Source organism: Pigmentibacter ruber, assembly GCF_009792895.1.
Taxonomy (GTDB): Bacteria; Bdellovibrionota_B; Oligoflexia; order Silvanigrellales; family Silvanigrellaceae; genus Silvanigrella; species Silvanigrella rubra.
Window position 1 is genome coordinate 163,186 of the sequence record NZ_WSSC01000002.1, and the last position, 13,910, is coordinate 177,095.

The window sequence follows — 13,910 nt, forward strand, 5'->3', positions numbered from 1 at the left end:
GTGGCATGGTGGAAAATCAAAGCGTTCTCGACTCAAGATTGATTGAAAAGTTTGAAGCGCATAGAGATTTTACTAGAGTCTTTCTAGATGCTTTTGTTCTTATCAACAAAGAACAAAAAGTATTGAAATTCAATGCTGCGTTTTGTCAAATAATAGAATTGCGGTCGATAGATATTCGTAGAATTGATAATTTAAAAGAAATGCTTTCTACTACTATTCCAGGAAGTGAAAAAAGTGCTATTGAACAAATTTTAGAATCAAATGCCCCAACAAGAATAGATGAAGTTCCAGCAATTAATTTATCAAAAAGAAAAAACTTAACTCTTATTATAAGCAGTTATCCATACTATGAAAATGATGGAAAAATGCTTGGTGCATGTCTCTTGTTACGTGATGTTACTGCTGAAACAAATTTACAATCCAAATATAAAGATAAAACAATTCAATCTATTACAGATCCTTTGACTGGTCTGTATACCAGACGATATTTTGAAGAACAAATTGATAAAGAAATAGAACGCTGCAAAAGCAATAATATTATACCAAAATTAAGCGTTATTATGTTTGACTTAGATAAATTTAAATCCGTCAATGATACCTATGGCCATCAAGCCGGTGATTTTGTTTTGGCTGAAACAGCAAGAATATTAAAGACACAAAGTCGGCGTTCAGATGTTTTGGGACGGTATGGTGGCGAGGAATTACTTGTTTTGATTTTTGATACATCCGAACGCGGAGCTGCGGTGGCAGCGGAAAAATTTAGACAGGCCATTCAAAATAATGAATATGTTTTTAATGGTACAAGAATTCCTGTTACAACAAGCGTTGGTGTGACTCTAATTAAAGGTGTTGACGATACAAAAGAAAATGCTGTTAAACGAGCAGATGAATGCTTGTATCAGGCAAAAGAGAGTGGAAGAAATGTTGTGATAGTAGATTTTGGTCAAGGTCGTATTCCTGCGCAGACATTTTTAGGAACCAATCCTGAAGTTTAAAAATAAATTATAAATATTTCCATTTAAAATTAGAAACTCCTTAAAAATAAAATTAGTTATTTAGGAATATGAAAAAATAGTTTTTTTAATATGGTTTGAATAAATTTTTATTATAGTTTAATGTTTTTTTCGTCTTTTATCCTTATAGAAGAACTTAAAGGGCTTTATTCATGAATGTTTCAAAATTTAATTTCCCCAAATATATTCTGATATTTTTTTTCTGTTTTTTTACTGTAAAATCAATTATTGTTCCTTGGACTTTTTTTGTAAATACAAGCTTTAGAATGGATTTTTATGATCTTGGATTAATTTCTGATTTTCTTGCAAATACAGGAAAAGGAAAAACGTTTTTTATAGATACTTATGGTATTAGTCATTTGTCATTGCATTGGACACCAACTTTATTTCTACTAGTTCCTTTTTATAAGTTTTTTGAATCCCAATTTTTAACAGTTATTTTAGGAAATATATTAGGCTGTTTTTCAATTATCTACTTTTTAACATTCATTTATAGAAAAATATTAAGTAAATTTACTAATAAACTATTTCTAATAAGTTCAACTATTTTTCTATCCCTCTTGTTTTTTTCTAATAAATTTATCAATGCCAATTTTGTTGCTGGGCATTTTGAAATCATATATTTTTCATTTTCTTTGTTAACTTTAACCATGTTACTTGAAAATAGATCTTTTTTAACAATTTCTATCCCTCTTATTCTTGCACTTGGAGTGCGAGAAGATATGGGTTTATTTCTTTCTTTTCAATTACTTTCTCTTTTGTTTATTCCAAAAAATATCATACCGTTAGAAAAAAAGACTAAATTTAATATACTTTATATGATTATTCTTTGTACAGTTGTAGTAATTTTAAATTTAACTGTTTTTATGCCACTCATGAGAGCAGATAAAGCTTATTGGATTAATAGATTTTGGTCGCATTGGGGAAATTCTGGTACTGAAGTTGTATTTAATGTTTTAACTCATCCGTTAGAAGTTCTTATAGCTTTAAAAAGTTCTGGTATAACTGGATTTAATGAAGCATTTTATTATTTAGGAGTATTTAATCCCCTACAATGGATTTGCGTGCATATTCCTGGGATGATCTTATTTCTTTCCAATGCAACTGATAAAAGTCATCTTTTTTGGTATAACTCAGCCATGATGCTTCCAGGATTTTATATCGCATCCCTTGCTGGAATGCTTGTTTTTTATAATTTTATTAGGAATAAAATACCAAAATATGAATATATTTTTTCAGGTTTATTAATATTATTGTCTATTATATTATTAATTAGAATAAATAGAGCATCAAACTCGGAAGATTACAAACTAAAATATAGTAATAAACTAGAACATTTTGATAAAGTTTTAAATAATATAAAGAAGTTTTGCAAAAAAGAACCGCAAATTTTTGCCACAGATCATAAAACTTTTTCTTTTCTGCCAAATTCTAAAACTAAGTATCTTTTGGATAAATCTGAAAAAGCAGAAGTAGTAATCATTGCAACCCCTGAAAATTTTAAATTTGCAAGTGATAGATGTGATAACAATATCGAAAATGTAAATTGTCTTATTAATTATAATAATTCTCTTGAGAAGATAACACAAAATAGTAATTTTAAATCTATATATCAAGATAAATATTATCAAGTATTTTATGATAGTAGTAAGATTGAATGTAAATAAAGGGATTTCTAATATTTAATCAAAGTATAAATTAACCAACTTTTTTTAATTTATATTTTGCTATAAAGTTTACTGCGCCTTCTTCTTTAAAAGCTTTAAGTAACACTTTCTGAGAAATTTGTTGATCATCTAACGTTTTAATAGCATCTTCAAAAAACTCTGCAGCGGCCTCAATATTATGATTGCGATAATAGGCCATACCTAAATTAAAACTTATTAAACCTCTATGTTTTTTAAAGAAATATAAAGCGTTTTTGTAAAATGCCACTGCTTCATTAAAGTTATTTTTCTTAATTAAAAGCACTCCTCGATTATTAAAGTAACTAGCCAATGATTTACTTTCAAACTCTCCTTCGATTTGATCAAAAAAAGATCTTGCAATATCATATTTTCCAGCAATTGAATTTGATTTAACCATACCTGTTAAAGCCTGTTTATCTTTTGGTGATTTTTCAAGTATTTCATGAAATTTAGCTTCAGCTTTGTAAGTTTCTTCTAATCCTAGCAAAGCTTCACCTACCATAATTTTATGGTTTAAGTTTCTAGGGCTTTTGGCTTCTAATTTTTCATATATCATTAATGCTTCATTATTTTTTCCAGCAAGACAGTAAGCTTTACCTAATGCACTCATTGTGCGTAATGTTTCTATTTGATTAATTTTACTTCTATCTTTTAAAATATCCTCAAAAAATTTTATGGCTTCAGTGTATTTTTTTTGTAATATTAATACTTCACCATGTAGGTATAAATATTTGTGATTGTGGAGAATTTTGTGTTGAATTTTTGGATCTTGAATAATTTCTTCACATTTTTCTAAATCTTCAATATGAATACAATGTTTTAATTCATTAATTTTGCGAAGTACAGGATGAAAAAAATGGTAATCGTTTCTTATTTCTTCTAGTTTTTTAAGTAACTGTGCACCATTTACAATTTTAGGAATTGTGTAGTGAATTTCTAGTTCAGAAAAAAGAAATGCATCTTCTTCATTTAAGTTTTGGGCAAAAGCTATTAATTCAATGTGATCGTAGTTAAAATTTCTCCGTATATTTTGAATAAAAACACTTATGGGAATAGATGAAGACTGCCAATTAAATAAAATAAAATGATAATTTTCAAAATCATTACTTAAAATTTGTAAAGCATCCGTATGATTTGCTGCAGATTGTACATCAAAGTACGCACTTTTTTTAATGGCTCCAGAATAAAAAGATCTCAGTTCAATTGAGCTTTCAACAACAAGAATTTTTAACTTTTTTTCTAATTCTTTTGAATGATCTATCTTCATGAAAAGCCCTCATCTTACTGTAGTGGCTTTTCGGTGTTTCTATTCAAAATTTTATTTATGCAGAAGTTTTTTAAGAGTTAAGCTCAAAAATTTAATTTAAAGGATTCCATTCATCATTAACTAGTATGTTGTCTTCAAGAGTATTTTCATTTGCGGCAATAGGCTGAACCATAACGTAACCGTAAGCTCCTTCTCGCCAAGCATAAACTTTTTTAATTTTGGTTGCAGAAGCCTGAATTTTTTTCAACACATTTTTTTTGGGGAAATTTTCATTCTTTTTTGATAATTTAACAATATACAATGTGGCAGGTTTTTTCCGAATCACTTTTTTATTCAACAGGTTTGGTTCCATTTTTATGCTAACACCCTGGAGTCCTTTAAAAAGAAAAAATCTTCCTTCAGCCGCAAAATATGACTGTGCCAATTGTTGTGGAATAACTGGTTCAAAAGATTGATTAGGCAAGGAGTCCATTGAAAGCTGTGGCAAAGCGGATGAATCTCCTACAAGGTCAAAATCTGGAGGCAAAGCATTTGCGTCTTGTAAGGCAGAAACCATTTCCGAGATGAAGTCATGATTAGAATTTTCAAACACATTAAGGAAAAAGAATGTTGTTGAGGCAGCGACAAGAGCTGTGACAACATGCGAAAGATATATTTTTTTACTTGGAAGATAGACTTTTTTTAACTTCTGAGTTAAATTGTTGAAAAATTTAATATTTTTCTGTTTTCCTGAATTTAGAAGTAGCTCTTCGAGATGCCGCTTTCTTTGGGAAGAAACAGAATGCTTTTGGAAATGGTTTTTAACCTGTTCCTTCCAAGATTCATTTTCATTTTGAATATTTGGATTTTTTGGTAACATTTTAAAAACACCTCAAGTTAAGTTCAGTCATTCAATTTTATAAACGTTTGTGGGAGTGTTTTTATTCCCTACCTGTAGGAGTATTTTTTAGTTTATTTAATGCTCTTGACAATGTGCTCATGACTGTTCCTATAGGAATTCCTAAGATTGATGATATTTCTTTATATGAGTAGTCTTCGGCAGCCAGATAGATGACACTTCTTTGCCTGTCATTTAATTCAGAAAAACGTTTTTTCCAATTGTCATCTAAAGCTAATCTATAAAACTCCTTTTCATTTTTTTGCAGATCATCGTTTTTATTTGCACTCAAATCACTGAGTTCTAGGCTCTCTGTGCTAAGGCTTTGAAGTGTTTCTTCAGAGTAATCAAATTTCCATTTTTTATGTAATTGCTGTTCGTCAATATATGTGTTTTTAACAATTCTATAGAGCCAATTTTTAAAGTGGTATTGAATTTCTGCTGATAAGAAAAGAACGGAGATATCTTCTTTAGATATGATAGGATTTTTATAATTTAATAAAAACTTTGGGAAAGCCTTTAATGCTTTCAATAAAGAGGTTTGATGAATGTCTTCTGAAAGTAGCTTGCTGTTACATAAGCTAAAACAAAATCTGTACATCCCATCCCAATGTTTTTTGGAATAAAGAACAAATTCTTCATTCCAATTCAGCTCAACTTCTATGATTGATTCAATGCAATTTATATTATCCATTGCTACCATTTTTATAAAATTGAGATTCCTTATATGATTTAATCATCATTGCAAAGGATACTTTTCCAACGGCTGCAAGAGGCACTGCCAATAAAACACCGTAAAAACCAAACCAGTCTCCAAAGCAAAGAACAGCAAGAATAACAAGAGAAGGATGTAATCCTGAGAATCGTCCCATGATTCTTGGTGTGATGAATAATCCATCTAAGCATTGTACAACTAAAAAAGCTAGAGAGACAGTAAAAATAAGATGAGTTGAAGCTGAATTTGTCACTAAGACAAAAAAACAAAGAAAACTTCCGACTAAGATATCCATGTATGGTACCAGCCTTGCTAATCCTGTTAATATTCCCACTGCAATTGCTGTAGGTAATCCCGCAATAAGCAAAGCGCTTGGATATAACACGCATAATGTTAAGATAACTATGGATTGTCCACGCAAAACAGAACGTAATTTTGCATTTACTTCCTCTTTGAATTCTATAAATGTAGGTTTTAAGTCAATTGGAATAAGATCAAAAATAATATTATGCATTTTTGTAAAATCACGCATAAAGAAATAAGAAAAGAATGGAGTGAAAATAACTAATAATAAAACTGATACTAAAAATCTTGTGCTGTCACCAATTTTTACAAGTAAAGTTTGACTAACCTTGTCAACATTAATAGGGAATAAGTCATAAAGATAAATAACTTTATAAGGCTTTTGTCCAGTAAATTCGGAAATAATTGTTTGTATTTTAGGTAACAAGTTTTCTTCAAGATAAATTTTAAAACCTGGTAATAATTTAATCAAACCTCTTAGCTGCTCAAAAAGAATTGGAAATAATATCCACACAGCAAGTAAAGATAATAATGCAAATACTACTAATGTTGCAAAAGAAATATATGCTCTATTTATACCTTTTTTTTCTAAAAATTCAAAAAAAGGATTTAATAAATATGCTATTAAAAAAGCAAAAATAATTGGCCCAATTACAATATTTAGAAATAAAAATATCCCTAGGGATGCTAAAAAAAAGCAAAGAAAAAATATTTTACCTCTATATGATTTCATTATGTTTCCTTGCTTTCGCCTCTTAGTTTCATTAATTCTTTATCTGTTTCTTTAAGATCTTCAATAATTTCATAAAGCTCAGTTTGTTTTAAAAAATTTTCTACTTCTTCAGGTAAACCATCAACATAAGCTTCATAAAGATTTCGTCCCAGCTCGGCAAATAATTCTTTTCTTTTTTGCACTATTTGCACTTTTCCAATTTGACGTTTTGCTTCGTCCACGCCACGCTTTAGTTCTCTAGAACTAATTTTAGCGGCATCGGACAATGTTTCCTGAATTTTTTTCCAATCTAATGAAAAATTATGATTGCCCATTTTTTCTCCTATTCCTTTTTGGCAATGGCAAGTTCATCTACAATAAGACTTCCAATTGCCATAGCAAATAGGAAAAGCATAAAGTAAGCAAGTGGTAAGCCTGTTAATGGAAGAAGGCTTGCAATACACCAACTTAATAATGAGGTTATTGTAAATATTAATGTTTTTTTTAAGCTTAAAGAAAATTGTCTTTTCGGTTTTATGATTCCTAAATCCGATAATAGACTAAAACGAGAGCCTTTTTCAGCCTGTTGTTTTGCCATTAAAATGTTCTCTCTTAACAAAATTGTTAAAAGTGCAAGAATACAAGTTTCAGCTAATGGAAAGATAAGGATAAATGCAAAGGATAGATAGTGAAATAAAAAGAAATTTAAACGTTCAAAATTATATTTTTGGATAAAAATGAGAAATATGAAGAGAAAAAATGCTGTCAAACTGCCATATAGGGATATTGCTAACGCATGACTAGAAAATTTGATCAACAAAACACCCAAAATAAAAATAAAAAAAGATGCTATGTTTTTTTGAAAAGACAAAGACATAATTTGATGATTCCCTATAAAAAATTAAACATCCTTCTTTCGATAGTAACACATTCTCTTTTTTTTATGAATGAACTTTTTGCTCAAGATGAAGTTGTCGATTCCTTTGATTATATTCCTGTTTTTCGTTCAGGGCATAACCTATCTTTTCTTTTATCAGGCGAGTATTCCACTTGGAATTTTAATCAAATGTCAGCATCCTCAAACCAAAACAAGATTTCAAATTTTTCCAATACAGGAGCAAATGCTGCTTTTTATCTAAGATACGCTTATCATATAAATATAATATCTTTTTTCGGTTTTTTTATTGGAACAACAGCAGGTATTCTTTCTGAAGTGGAACCCTACGGCAAATTAAAGCAAAGCTACGGAGTTTTATTCCCTACTTTGCTTGGAGGATTGGTTGTGAATATGGGACAACATTTTCGAGTGCTTTCAGGATTTGAATATGGAGCAACTTGGTACCCAGAAATGAAAATCACTACAAATTCGGGCAACGAAAAAATGATTTCACCAGTTCCTGATATGTTTTCAGCTTTTGCTGGTTTTGATTATTTTGTAACAAGAAATAAAGCTATCACATTTCAAGGAGGTTGGCGAAAACAAGCTTTGATTACTTTAAATAATGGTTCTTCAAACACTTATTTAAATACAATAGGACTTGAAAATGAAAGCTACTTTGTAGCATTGGGGTTAACACTTCAAATTGGAGATTTCAATCAAGCTATAAATTCAGTTTTACCGAAAAGATAAGTAATAGCAGGGGAGGATAGATTTAAATAATATTATTCAGTAAATTGAATGTCTTTCACTTCGTAATATTTTTCTCCCCTTGGAAGATTTACGGTCACTATGTCACCAATTGTTTTGTTAATGAGTGATTTTGCAAGTGGACTTGAAATCGATATTGCGTTGTTCTTAATATCAGCTTCTAAATCCCCTACTATTCGATAGCACTTTTCTTCTCCTTTGGAGTCATCGCTTACATCAACTAAGGAAACTAAAGCGCCAAATACAACTCTATCCGTTTTTCCTTTGCCAATTTGAATAACTTGAACACGACCCAATTTATCTTCGAGTTCCATAATACGACCTTCAATAAAGCCCTGTTTTTCTCTTGCAGCATGATATTCAGCATTTTCTGAAAGATCTCCCAAAGCTCTGGCCTCAGCTATTTCTGAAATTACTTTTGGACGATCTACAGTTTTTAATCTTTTCAATTCTTCTTTCAGCTTTTCGTGCCCGATTGAGGTAATTGGAATGGGAGAGTTTGTTTCAACAGACATAATAGTTACCTTTTTAATTTGGATAAAAAAAGAAACAAACCGATCTTTCCACCAATTTTATTGAGTATAAAGGTCGATTCGCTAAAATCTACGGGCAAAATGCCCTCTCACTAGTTTTAGTTCACATGCAAAGTGAACTCTTCCTTCTTTTGAAAGGAAGAATAAGTTTCATAAACTAACCAGCGGGCTGAATGGCAAGGAAGTCGTTCAGCCCGCATGATATGCTTATAATAAGCGTATCATTTTTTTTTCAATGACACCGTTGTAGGATAGCATGCTTACTTCTTAGCTTCAACATACTTTAATCGTAGGTCATAAAGTAAGCTTGCTAGCATTTCATCTTCTGCTTGTGAAAGGTTACCCTTTGTTTTTTTTTGTAAAGTTTCAAGCAGTTCAATGTTGTATTTAGCGGATTCAAGATCTTTCTTATTTGTGTTTGTCCCTGGTTCTGGGACGATGCCCAGGCCTACAAGTGCTGCATTTCCTAATGATAAAACAAGAAGATCGAATAAAGAATGTTCTCGCATATGTTCTTCTCCCAAAAAGAGTCGCCACTAGGCTTATCATAATCATTTAAAAGTTGAATTCAAATATTCTAATTTGTGGTAAAATTCTTTCATTTTTATGTTTCAGACCGGAGAGAAAGGCGGAAAGTCTTTGGTTTGATTTTTATTCTAAACATTTCCGAAGGTTACCTTCGTGTTCGAGAAGGACTTCTTCGGCTGTTTTTAAGTTTTTATATTTTAGATAAACACAGGCCAATTTAACTTTTCCTTTACATATGGTTAGTGCTTCTTTTGCAGTTTCAGTTGTAACCGAGCAAATTCCTGCAACAATTTTAACCGCTCTGTTATTTAGTTTTTCATTCGTTGCAACTAAATCAATCATAAATGAATCATAGGTTCTATTTAAACGAATCATAATAGCAGTTGTAAGCATATTTAAAATCACTTTTTGTGCCGTTCCAGCTTTCATTCGTGTAGAGCCAGCGATAACTTCTGCCCCAGTCTTGGCATTTAATTTAATTTTAGCTTCATTTAAAAGTGGAGATTGAGCTACAGAAGAGATGCCTATTGTTAATGATCCTGAAAGGTTAGCTGTCCGCATGACTCCTAACGTATATGGTGTACGTCCGCTTGCTGCACAACAAATAAAAATATCTTTTGCAGTAGGTTTTAGTTTGGTAGCATCATGTTCTCCTTGTGTAATGTCATCTTCAGCGTTTTCTATTGCTTCAGAAAAAGCTTTTTGTCCACCTGCAAGAAGGAAATGTGCTTTATTTTTTGGCCATGAAAATGTGGGATAGAGTTCTGCGCATTCCTGTGCGGCAATTCGTCCCGATGTGCCAGCACCAGCAAAAATAAGTCTTCCGCCTGACTCTAATAAAGGAACGGCTTTTGTTACGGTTTGTTCTAATTCATCTGAAATAAGTTTAATTGAAGCTATGGCATTAAGTTGGGATTCGAGAATGGTATCTAAAATTGTTTTAGTATCCCATAAATCCAATTTATTATATTTTTCACTCTTATTTTCAGTATCAGTCATACTTTTTTACTTTACAATTTTAAATTTATTTTTGTTTTTTGCTTTTTGCTGTTTTTTTTCTTCTATACTCTGTTCATTATCTGAAGGAATTAAACTTCTAATTTTTTCAGCTAATTCATCCATAAAATTTTGCGTTTGGAGAATTGATTTTTGCACAGCATCTTTCCCTAAAACTTCTGAGATTTGGCGGATGAATTCATCTGCATAAGCAGCTTGCAGTAATAATACATCAGCTATTTCTTTTAGGAAAACTTTTTCATTAATTTTAAATGCTTTTAAAACTTGTTGCAGATGAAGGACTGATAATGTTTGTTTTGAAGCTTCTTCATTCATAGCAAACCACAGACTCCAATTCCTTTTATCTGGTTTTTTATTGAATAAAATACAAACTTGTATGTCCTCTTCATTTGGAAAGCTAAAATAAACTTTATCATCAAGAGACATACGCTCAAATACTTCAAGAATTGTATTTATTTCTGGAAGCATCAAGAGCCTTCTTTTCTGCTATTGTTAATCCATTTTGAAGTGATTCTCTAATAGTTTGACGGATAAATTCCTTTGTTACCTCAATAGCGTTTTGAATAATAACCAAATCTTCTTGAGTATATGAATTGCATTCTTCTTGTGAATTTATACACCGAAAGCATTGTTCTTGAATGTTATATAAATATGTTAATTTGCTTGTATAAAGCTCATAGCGGAGATCTATTGTTAAATCAAAATCATCCAATGGAGCACAAATTTCTCCTGCAAGCTCCCTATAGAGCTCATAAGAGACATCTACTGGATTAGATTGAGCAGGGTTTTTTGACACCATTTGTTACCTCAAAGCTTCAGCTTTTTTCCTTTTATCCTTCGTACTAGGCACTTCGGACTTAGCAGAAAATTCTTTAGTTTTTTTAAGAGGTATTATAAAAAATGAAACAGCTATGGAGTTAAATTAAGGTGGTTCGTTAAAAAACTTTTACGATGAATTTCGCAAACCCCATGGGATTGAATTAAACTTAGGTGACTAGCAGTACCATAACCCTTGTGCTTAGCAAAACCAAATATTGGAAATTTTTTATCTTGTTGTATCATTTGTGTATCGCGAAAAACTTTTGCAATTATACTGGAAAATCCAACGCTTGTAAATAATCCATCTGCTTTTGTCACTGTTACTTGTAAATTTTGGGAAAATTCTGTTGGAACTTTTAAAAAATGTTTTCCATCCATTAATATAATAGCATTAGATAATTGATCTTCTAAAAAAGGAAAATTTATTTTAACGTGTTTTTGCAACTCTATCAGTGCTCTAGCTACTGATAACTGCACAGCATTCCAAATATTTATGGAATCAATTTCTGCAGGACCTGCTTGACCAATTACAAATTGTAAACATTCTAAGTTATTCTTGGAATTAAGAATGTTTCCAGAGGAAAATTCTTCTGCTTTAAAATGCAATTTATTTTTTGAATCTGTTAACATATTAAATGATTTTATATTATCTTTTTCAGCACAGATAATATCTTGTAAAGTTATTTCATAGTCTTGCAAAATAATATCAAAACATTCTTGGCGTTTTTTTTCTGTTAACTTTTTACTGTCATTAATAAGTTCTAACCATAATTTTTTATATTTTTTTTCACAAGGTAATTTAAAATAGGTAGTGTCTATCCATAAACTTACACAGCTCACAACCGCACCAGCCACGCAACCTCTTCCAACTTCATCAATAGAAATAATTAAAGGAACTGATACGAATTTAAATATCTGTTCCTTCAATAAATTATTCAATAAAAAGAATTCATTGTGAAAAAAATTCAATTTTGAAATGCGCATTTTTATTGTAGAGCATTAATTTGGTTCATGATAACTTGCTTAGGTTGGTTGCCTACAAGTTCAGCCACTTTTTGCCCATCTTTTACAAAAGCTAGAAATGGAATATTACGAATATTAAAGCTTGCTGCTAATTGAGGATTATCTTCCACATTTACTTTACAGATTTTAATTTTTCCTTTTTGTTCTTGTGCAATTTGCTCCAAAACAGGTTCCAATGATTTGCAAGGCCCACACCAATCAGCCCAGAAGTCCACAAGCACTGGTATTTTGCTTTCCAAGACTTCGGTTTGGAAGTTATGTTCTGTTATTTTATATACTAAGTCTGACATTTGCTTATCCTTTCAACATTTATAATTTCTGCAGTTTTAAAAACTGCACTCCTAAACGATAAGTTGTAACAGAAAACGCTTTGGTCAAGAGGAAGATAGCGACTAATCTTTATCTATATTGCGATGTTCGATAGTTACAAGTGGAATTTGTTTGCGAAAAATACTGGCAAGTTCTTCTGCAATTGCAACACTTCTGTGTTTTCCACCTGTACATCCAATTCCCAATGAAAAATAATGTTTTCCTTCATCTAAGTATAATGGATAAAAAAAGTTAATCAAATTAGTAACTTTGTTTATAAAAAGGTCAACATTGGGGTCACTAAACACATAGTCCTTAATTTCTTTTGTTAACCCTGTCAAATGCTTGATTTCTGGCTCATAATGCGGATTTTTAAAACAACGTACATCAAAATAAGTGTCCAGATCTGAGGGTGTACCATGTTTAAATCCAAATGATACAATATTTAGAAGCAAATGTCCTTGTTTTCCAGTTATTGAAAACTGATTATAAATAAACTTTTTTAAATTTTGCGATGATAAGTGAGTGGAATCAATGGTTCTATTTGCCAAGTGGAAAATAGGTTCCAAAGTTTTTTCATCAAGAGCTATAATATCATGTAAATTTAAAAGAGGATTTGCTTTACTTAATGGATGTTGTCTTCTTGTTTCTCTAAATCTCCGCATGATAACATCACTAGTTGCTTTGAAAAATAAAACAGTTAAATTACAAGAATTTAACAGTAATGGATATATTTTCTCAAAAGTTACAGGATTGTCAGTGTCTCGTGAATCTAAGGCTAGAGCGATATGTGAAGCTTTTAAAGTATTTTCTACAATGGAATCAGCAAAAGATTGCAAAAGTACTGCCGGCAAATTGTCAATACAATAATAGCCCAAGTCTTCAAGTGCGTGTATAGCAATTGTTTTCCCAGAACCTGCAAGTCCAGAAATTATTATTACATTTTTTTTAGGCGAAGTTTGTATTGCATTAGAATCATTTGTCATTGAGGCTCCAAGCACAGCAAAATTTCTTCTAAGTTGTTTGCTGAAAGTATCCTATTTCTAATTACTTCACTTTTCATAATTCTGCAAATATTTGCGATAATATTGAGGTTAGAGATTTTTGGAACTTTGGGATATTTTGGAGATAAAATAACAAAAAATATTTTAGTCGGGAGTTGATCAAATGCTTCAAATGGGATTCCATCTTTTGATATAAAAAGAAACAATTCTGTTTCGTTTACTTTTGTAGAATAGGCATGAGGGAAAGCGACACCAAACTCAGCGCCAGTACTAGCTTTTGCTTCACGTTCACGCAACGAAGTGTATATTTCCATTTTATCAATATTTTTTTTTGCAAGAGAAATCATTTCAGAGATTTCTTTCAGAGAATCATCTTTTGACTTAGAATGAAGAAATAAATTTCCTGATTGTTCTTGTATAAGATTGCGGATGCTTGAAAGTGTCATTTTAATTT

General features: G+C 30.9%; 18 protein-coding genes. 3 read left to right on the forward strand and 15 right to left on the reverse strand.

Features of this window, described 5'->3' with window-relative positions; translation table 11 throughout:
- Nucleotides 1-5 precede the first annotated feature (5 nt).
- Both GOY08_RS07170 and GOY08_RS07175 read left to right on the forward strand, forming a co-directional pair.
- The gene (locus GOY08_RS07170) at nt 6-995 is read left to right on the forward strand and encodes a sensor domain-containing diguanylate cyclase (RefSeq protein WP_158998213.1); all 990 of its coding nucleotides are present in this window, start codon (nt 6-8) and stop codon (nt 993-995) included.
- A 170-nt stretch (nt 996-1,165) separates the two neighbouring features.
- Nucleotides 1,166-2,680, forward strand: a complete 1,515-nt coding sequence (locus GOY08_RS07175) for a DUF2079 domain-containing protein (RefSeq protein ID WP_158998214.1) — start codon at nt 1,166-1,168, stop codon at nt 2,678-2,680.
- A gap of 31 nt (nt 2,681-2,711) precedes the next feature.
- Here the strand turns inward: GOY08_RS07175 and GOY08_RS07180 are convergent, their stop codons facing one another.
- The 6 genes from GOY08_RS07180 to GOY08_RS07205 all read right to left on the reverse strand — a co-directional run bounded on the left by GOY08_RS07180 (nt 2,712) and on the right by GOY08_RS07205 (nt 7,173).
- A complete protein-coding gene (locus GOY08_RS07180; RefSeq protein ID WP_158998215.1) occupies nt 2,712-3,968 on the reverse strand; it encodes a tetratricopeptide repeat protein in 1,257 nt (418 codons plus the stop codon).
- A gap of 91 nt (nt 3,969-4,059) precedes the next feature.
- Nucleotides 4,060-4,827, reverse strand: coding sequence for a hypothetical protein (locus GOY08_RS07185; RefSeq protein ID WP_158998216.1), 768 nt, complete (start codon nt 4,825-4,827; stop codon nt 4,060-4,062).
- A gap of 61 nt (nt 4,828-4,888) precedes the next feature.
- Nucleotides 4,889-5,539: an RNA polymerase sigma factor gene (locus tag GOY08_RS07190; RefSeq protein ID WP_158998217.1), complete on the reverse strand. Its 651-nt coding sequence runs from the start codon at nt 5,537-5,539 to the stop codon at nt 4,889-4,891.
- The gene (locus tag GOY08_RS07195) at nt 5,532-6,596 is read right to left on the reverse strand and encodes an AI-2E family transporter (protein ID WP_158998218.1); all 1,065 of its coding nucleotides are present in this window, start codon (nt 6,594-6,596) and stop codon (nt 5,532-5,534) included. Before GOY08_RS07195 ends, GOY08_RS07190 begins: the two co-directional genes overlap by 8 nt.
- The gene (locus tag GOY08_RS07200) at nt 6,596-6,910 is read right to left on the reverse strand and encodes a hypothetical protein (RefSeq protein WP_158998219.1); all 315 of its coding nucleotides are present in this window, start codon (nt 6,908-6,910) and stop codon (nt 6,596-6,598) included. Before GOY08_RS07200 ends, GOY08_RS07195 begins: the two co-directional genes overlap by 1 nt.
- Nucleotides 6,911-6,918: 8 nt before the next feature.
- Complete coding sequence (locus tag GOY08_RS07205; protein ID WP_158998220.1) at nt 6,919-7,173, reverse strand: hypothetical protein; 255 nt, start codon at nt 7,171-7,173, stop codon at nt 6,919-6,921.
- Nucleotides 7,174-7,371: 198 nt separating this feature from the next.
- On the opposite strand from GOY08_RS07205, the gene GOY08_RS07210 reads away from it, so the two are divergent.
- Nucleotides 7,372-8,205 (forward strand): hypothetical protein, encoded by an 834-nt coding sequence (locus GOY08_RS07210; RefSeq protein ID WP_158998221.1) that lies wholly within the window; start codon nt 7,372-7,374, stop codon nt 8,203-8,205.
- A 32-nt stretch (nt 8,206-8,237) separates the two neighbouring features.
- Here the strand turns inward: GOY08_RS07210 and greA are convergent, their stop codons facing one another.
- The 9 genes from greA to GOY08_RS07255 all read right to left on the reverse strand — a co-directional run bounded on the left by greA (nt 8,238) and on the right by GOY08_RS07255 (nt 13,902).
- A complete protein-coding gene (gene greA / locus GOY08_RS07215) occupies nt 8,238-8,738 on the reverse strand; it encodes a transcription elongation factor GreA (protein WP_158998222.1) in 501 nt (166 codons plus the stop codon).
- A gap of 278 nt (nt 8,739-9,016) precedes the next feature.
- Nucleotides 9,017-9,265 carry a DUF1844 domain-containing protein gene (locus GOY08_RS07220; protein WP_158998223.1) on the reverse strand — a complete coding sequence of 83 codons (249 nt, stop codon included), beginning with the start codon at nt 9,263-9,265 and terminating at the stop codon, nt 9,017-9,019.
- A gap of 142 nt (nt 9,266-9,407) precedes the next feature.
- On the reverse strand, nt 9,408-10,283 hold the full coding sequence (locus tag GOY08_RS07225; RefSeq protein WP_158998224.1) for an N-acetylmuramic acid 6-phosphate etherase: 876 nt from the start codon (nt 10,281-10,283) through the stop codon (nt 9,408-9,410).
- Nucleotides 10,284-10,289: 6 nt separating this feature from the next.
- Nucleotides 10,290-10,769 (reverse strand): hypothetical protein, encoded by a 480-nt coding sequence (locus GOY08_RS07230; RefSeq protein ID WP_158998225.1) that lies wholly within the window; start codon nt 10,767-10,769, stop codon nt 10,290-10,292.
- Nucleotides 10,741-11,100, reverse strand: a complete 360-nt coding sequence (locus GOY08_RS07235; protein WP_158998226.1) for a hypothetical protein — start codon at nt 11,098-11,100, stop codon at nt 10,741-10,743. The genes GOY08_RS07230 and GOY08_RS07235 overlap by 29 nt, the downstream gene beginning before the upstream one ends.
- Before the next feature lie 110 nt (nt 11,101-11,210).
- Entirely contained in the window at nt 11,211-12,059 is an 849-nt protein-coding gene (locus tag GOY08_RS07240; protein WP_158998227.1) for a ribonuclease HII, read from the reverse strand.
- A gap of 47 nt (nt 12,060-12,106) precedes the next feature.
- Nucleotides 12,107-12,433 (reverse strand): thioredoxin, encoded by a 327-nt coding sequence (gene trxA / locus GOY08_RS07245; RefSeq protein WP_158998228.1) that lies wholly within the window; start codon nt 12,431-12,433, stop codon nt 12,107-12,109.
- 102 nt (nt 12,434-12,535) lie between these two features.
- On the reverse strand, nt 12,536-13,438 hold the full coding sequence (gene rapZ, locus GOY08_RS07250; protein ID WP_158998229.1) for an RNase adapter RapZ: 903 nt from the start codon (nt 13,436-13,438) through the stop codon (nt 12,536-12,538).
- Nucleotides 13,435-13,902, reverse strand: coding sequence for a PTS sugar transporter subunit IIA (locus GOY08_RS07255; RefSeq protein ID WP_158998230.1), 468 nt, complete (start codon nt 13,900-13,902; stop codon nt 13,435-13,437). The genes rapZ and GOY08_RS07255 overlap by 4 nt, the downstream gene beginning before the upstream one ends.
- Nucleotides 13,903-13,910 lie beyond the last annotated feature (8 nt).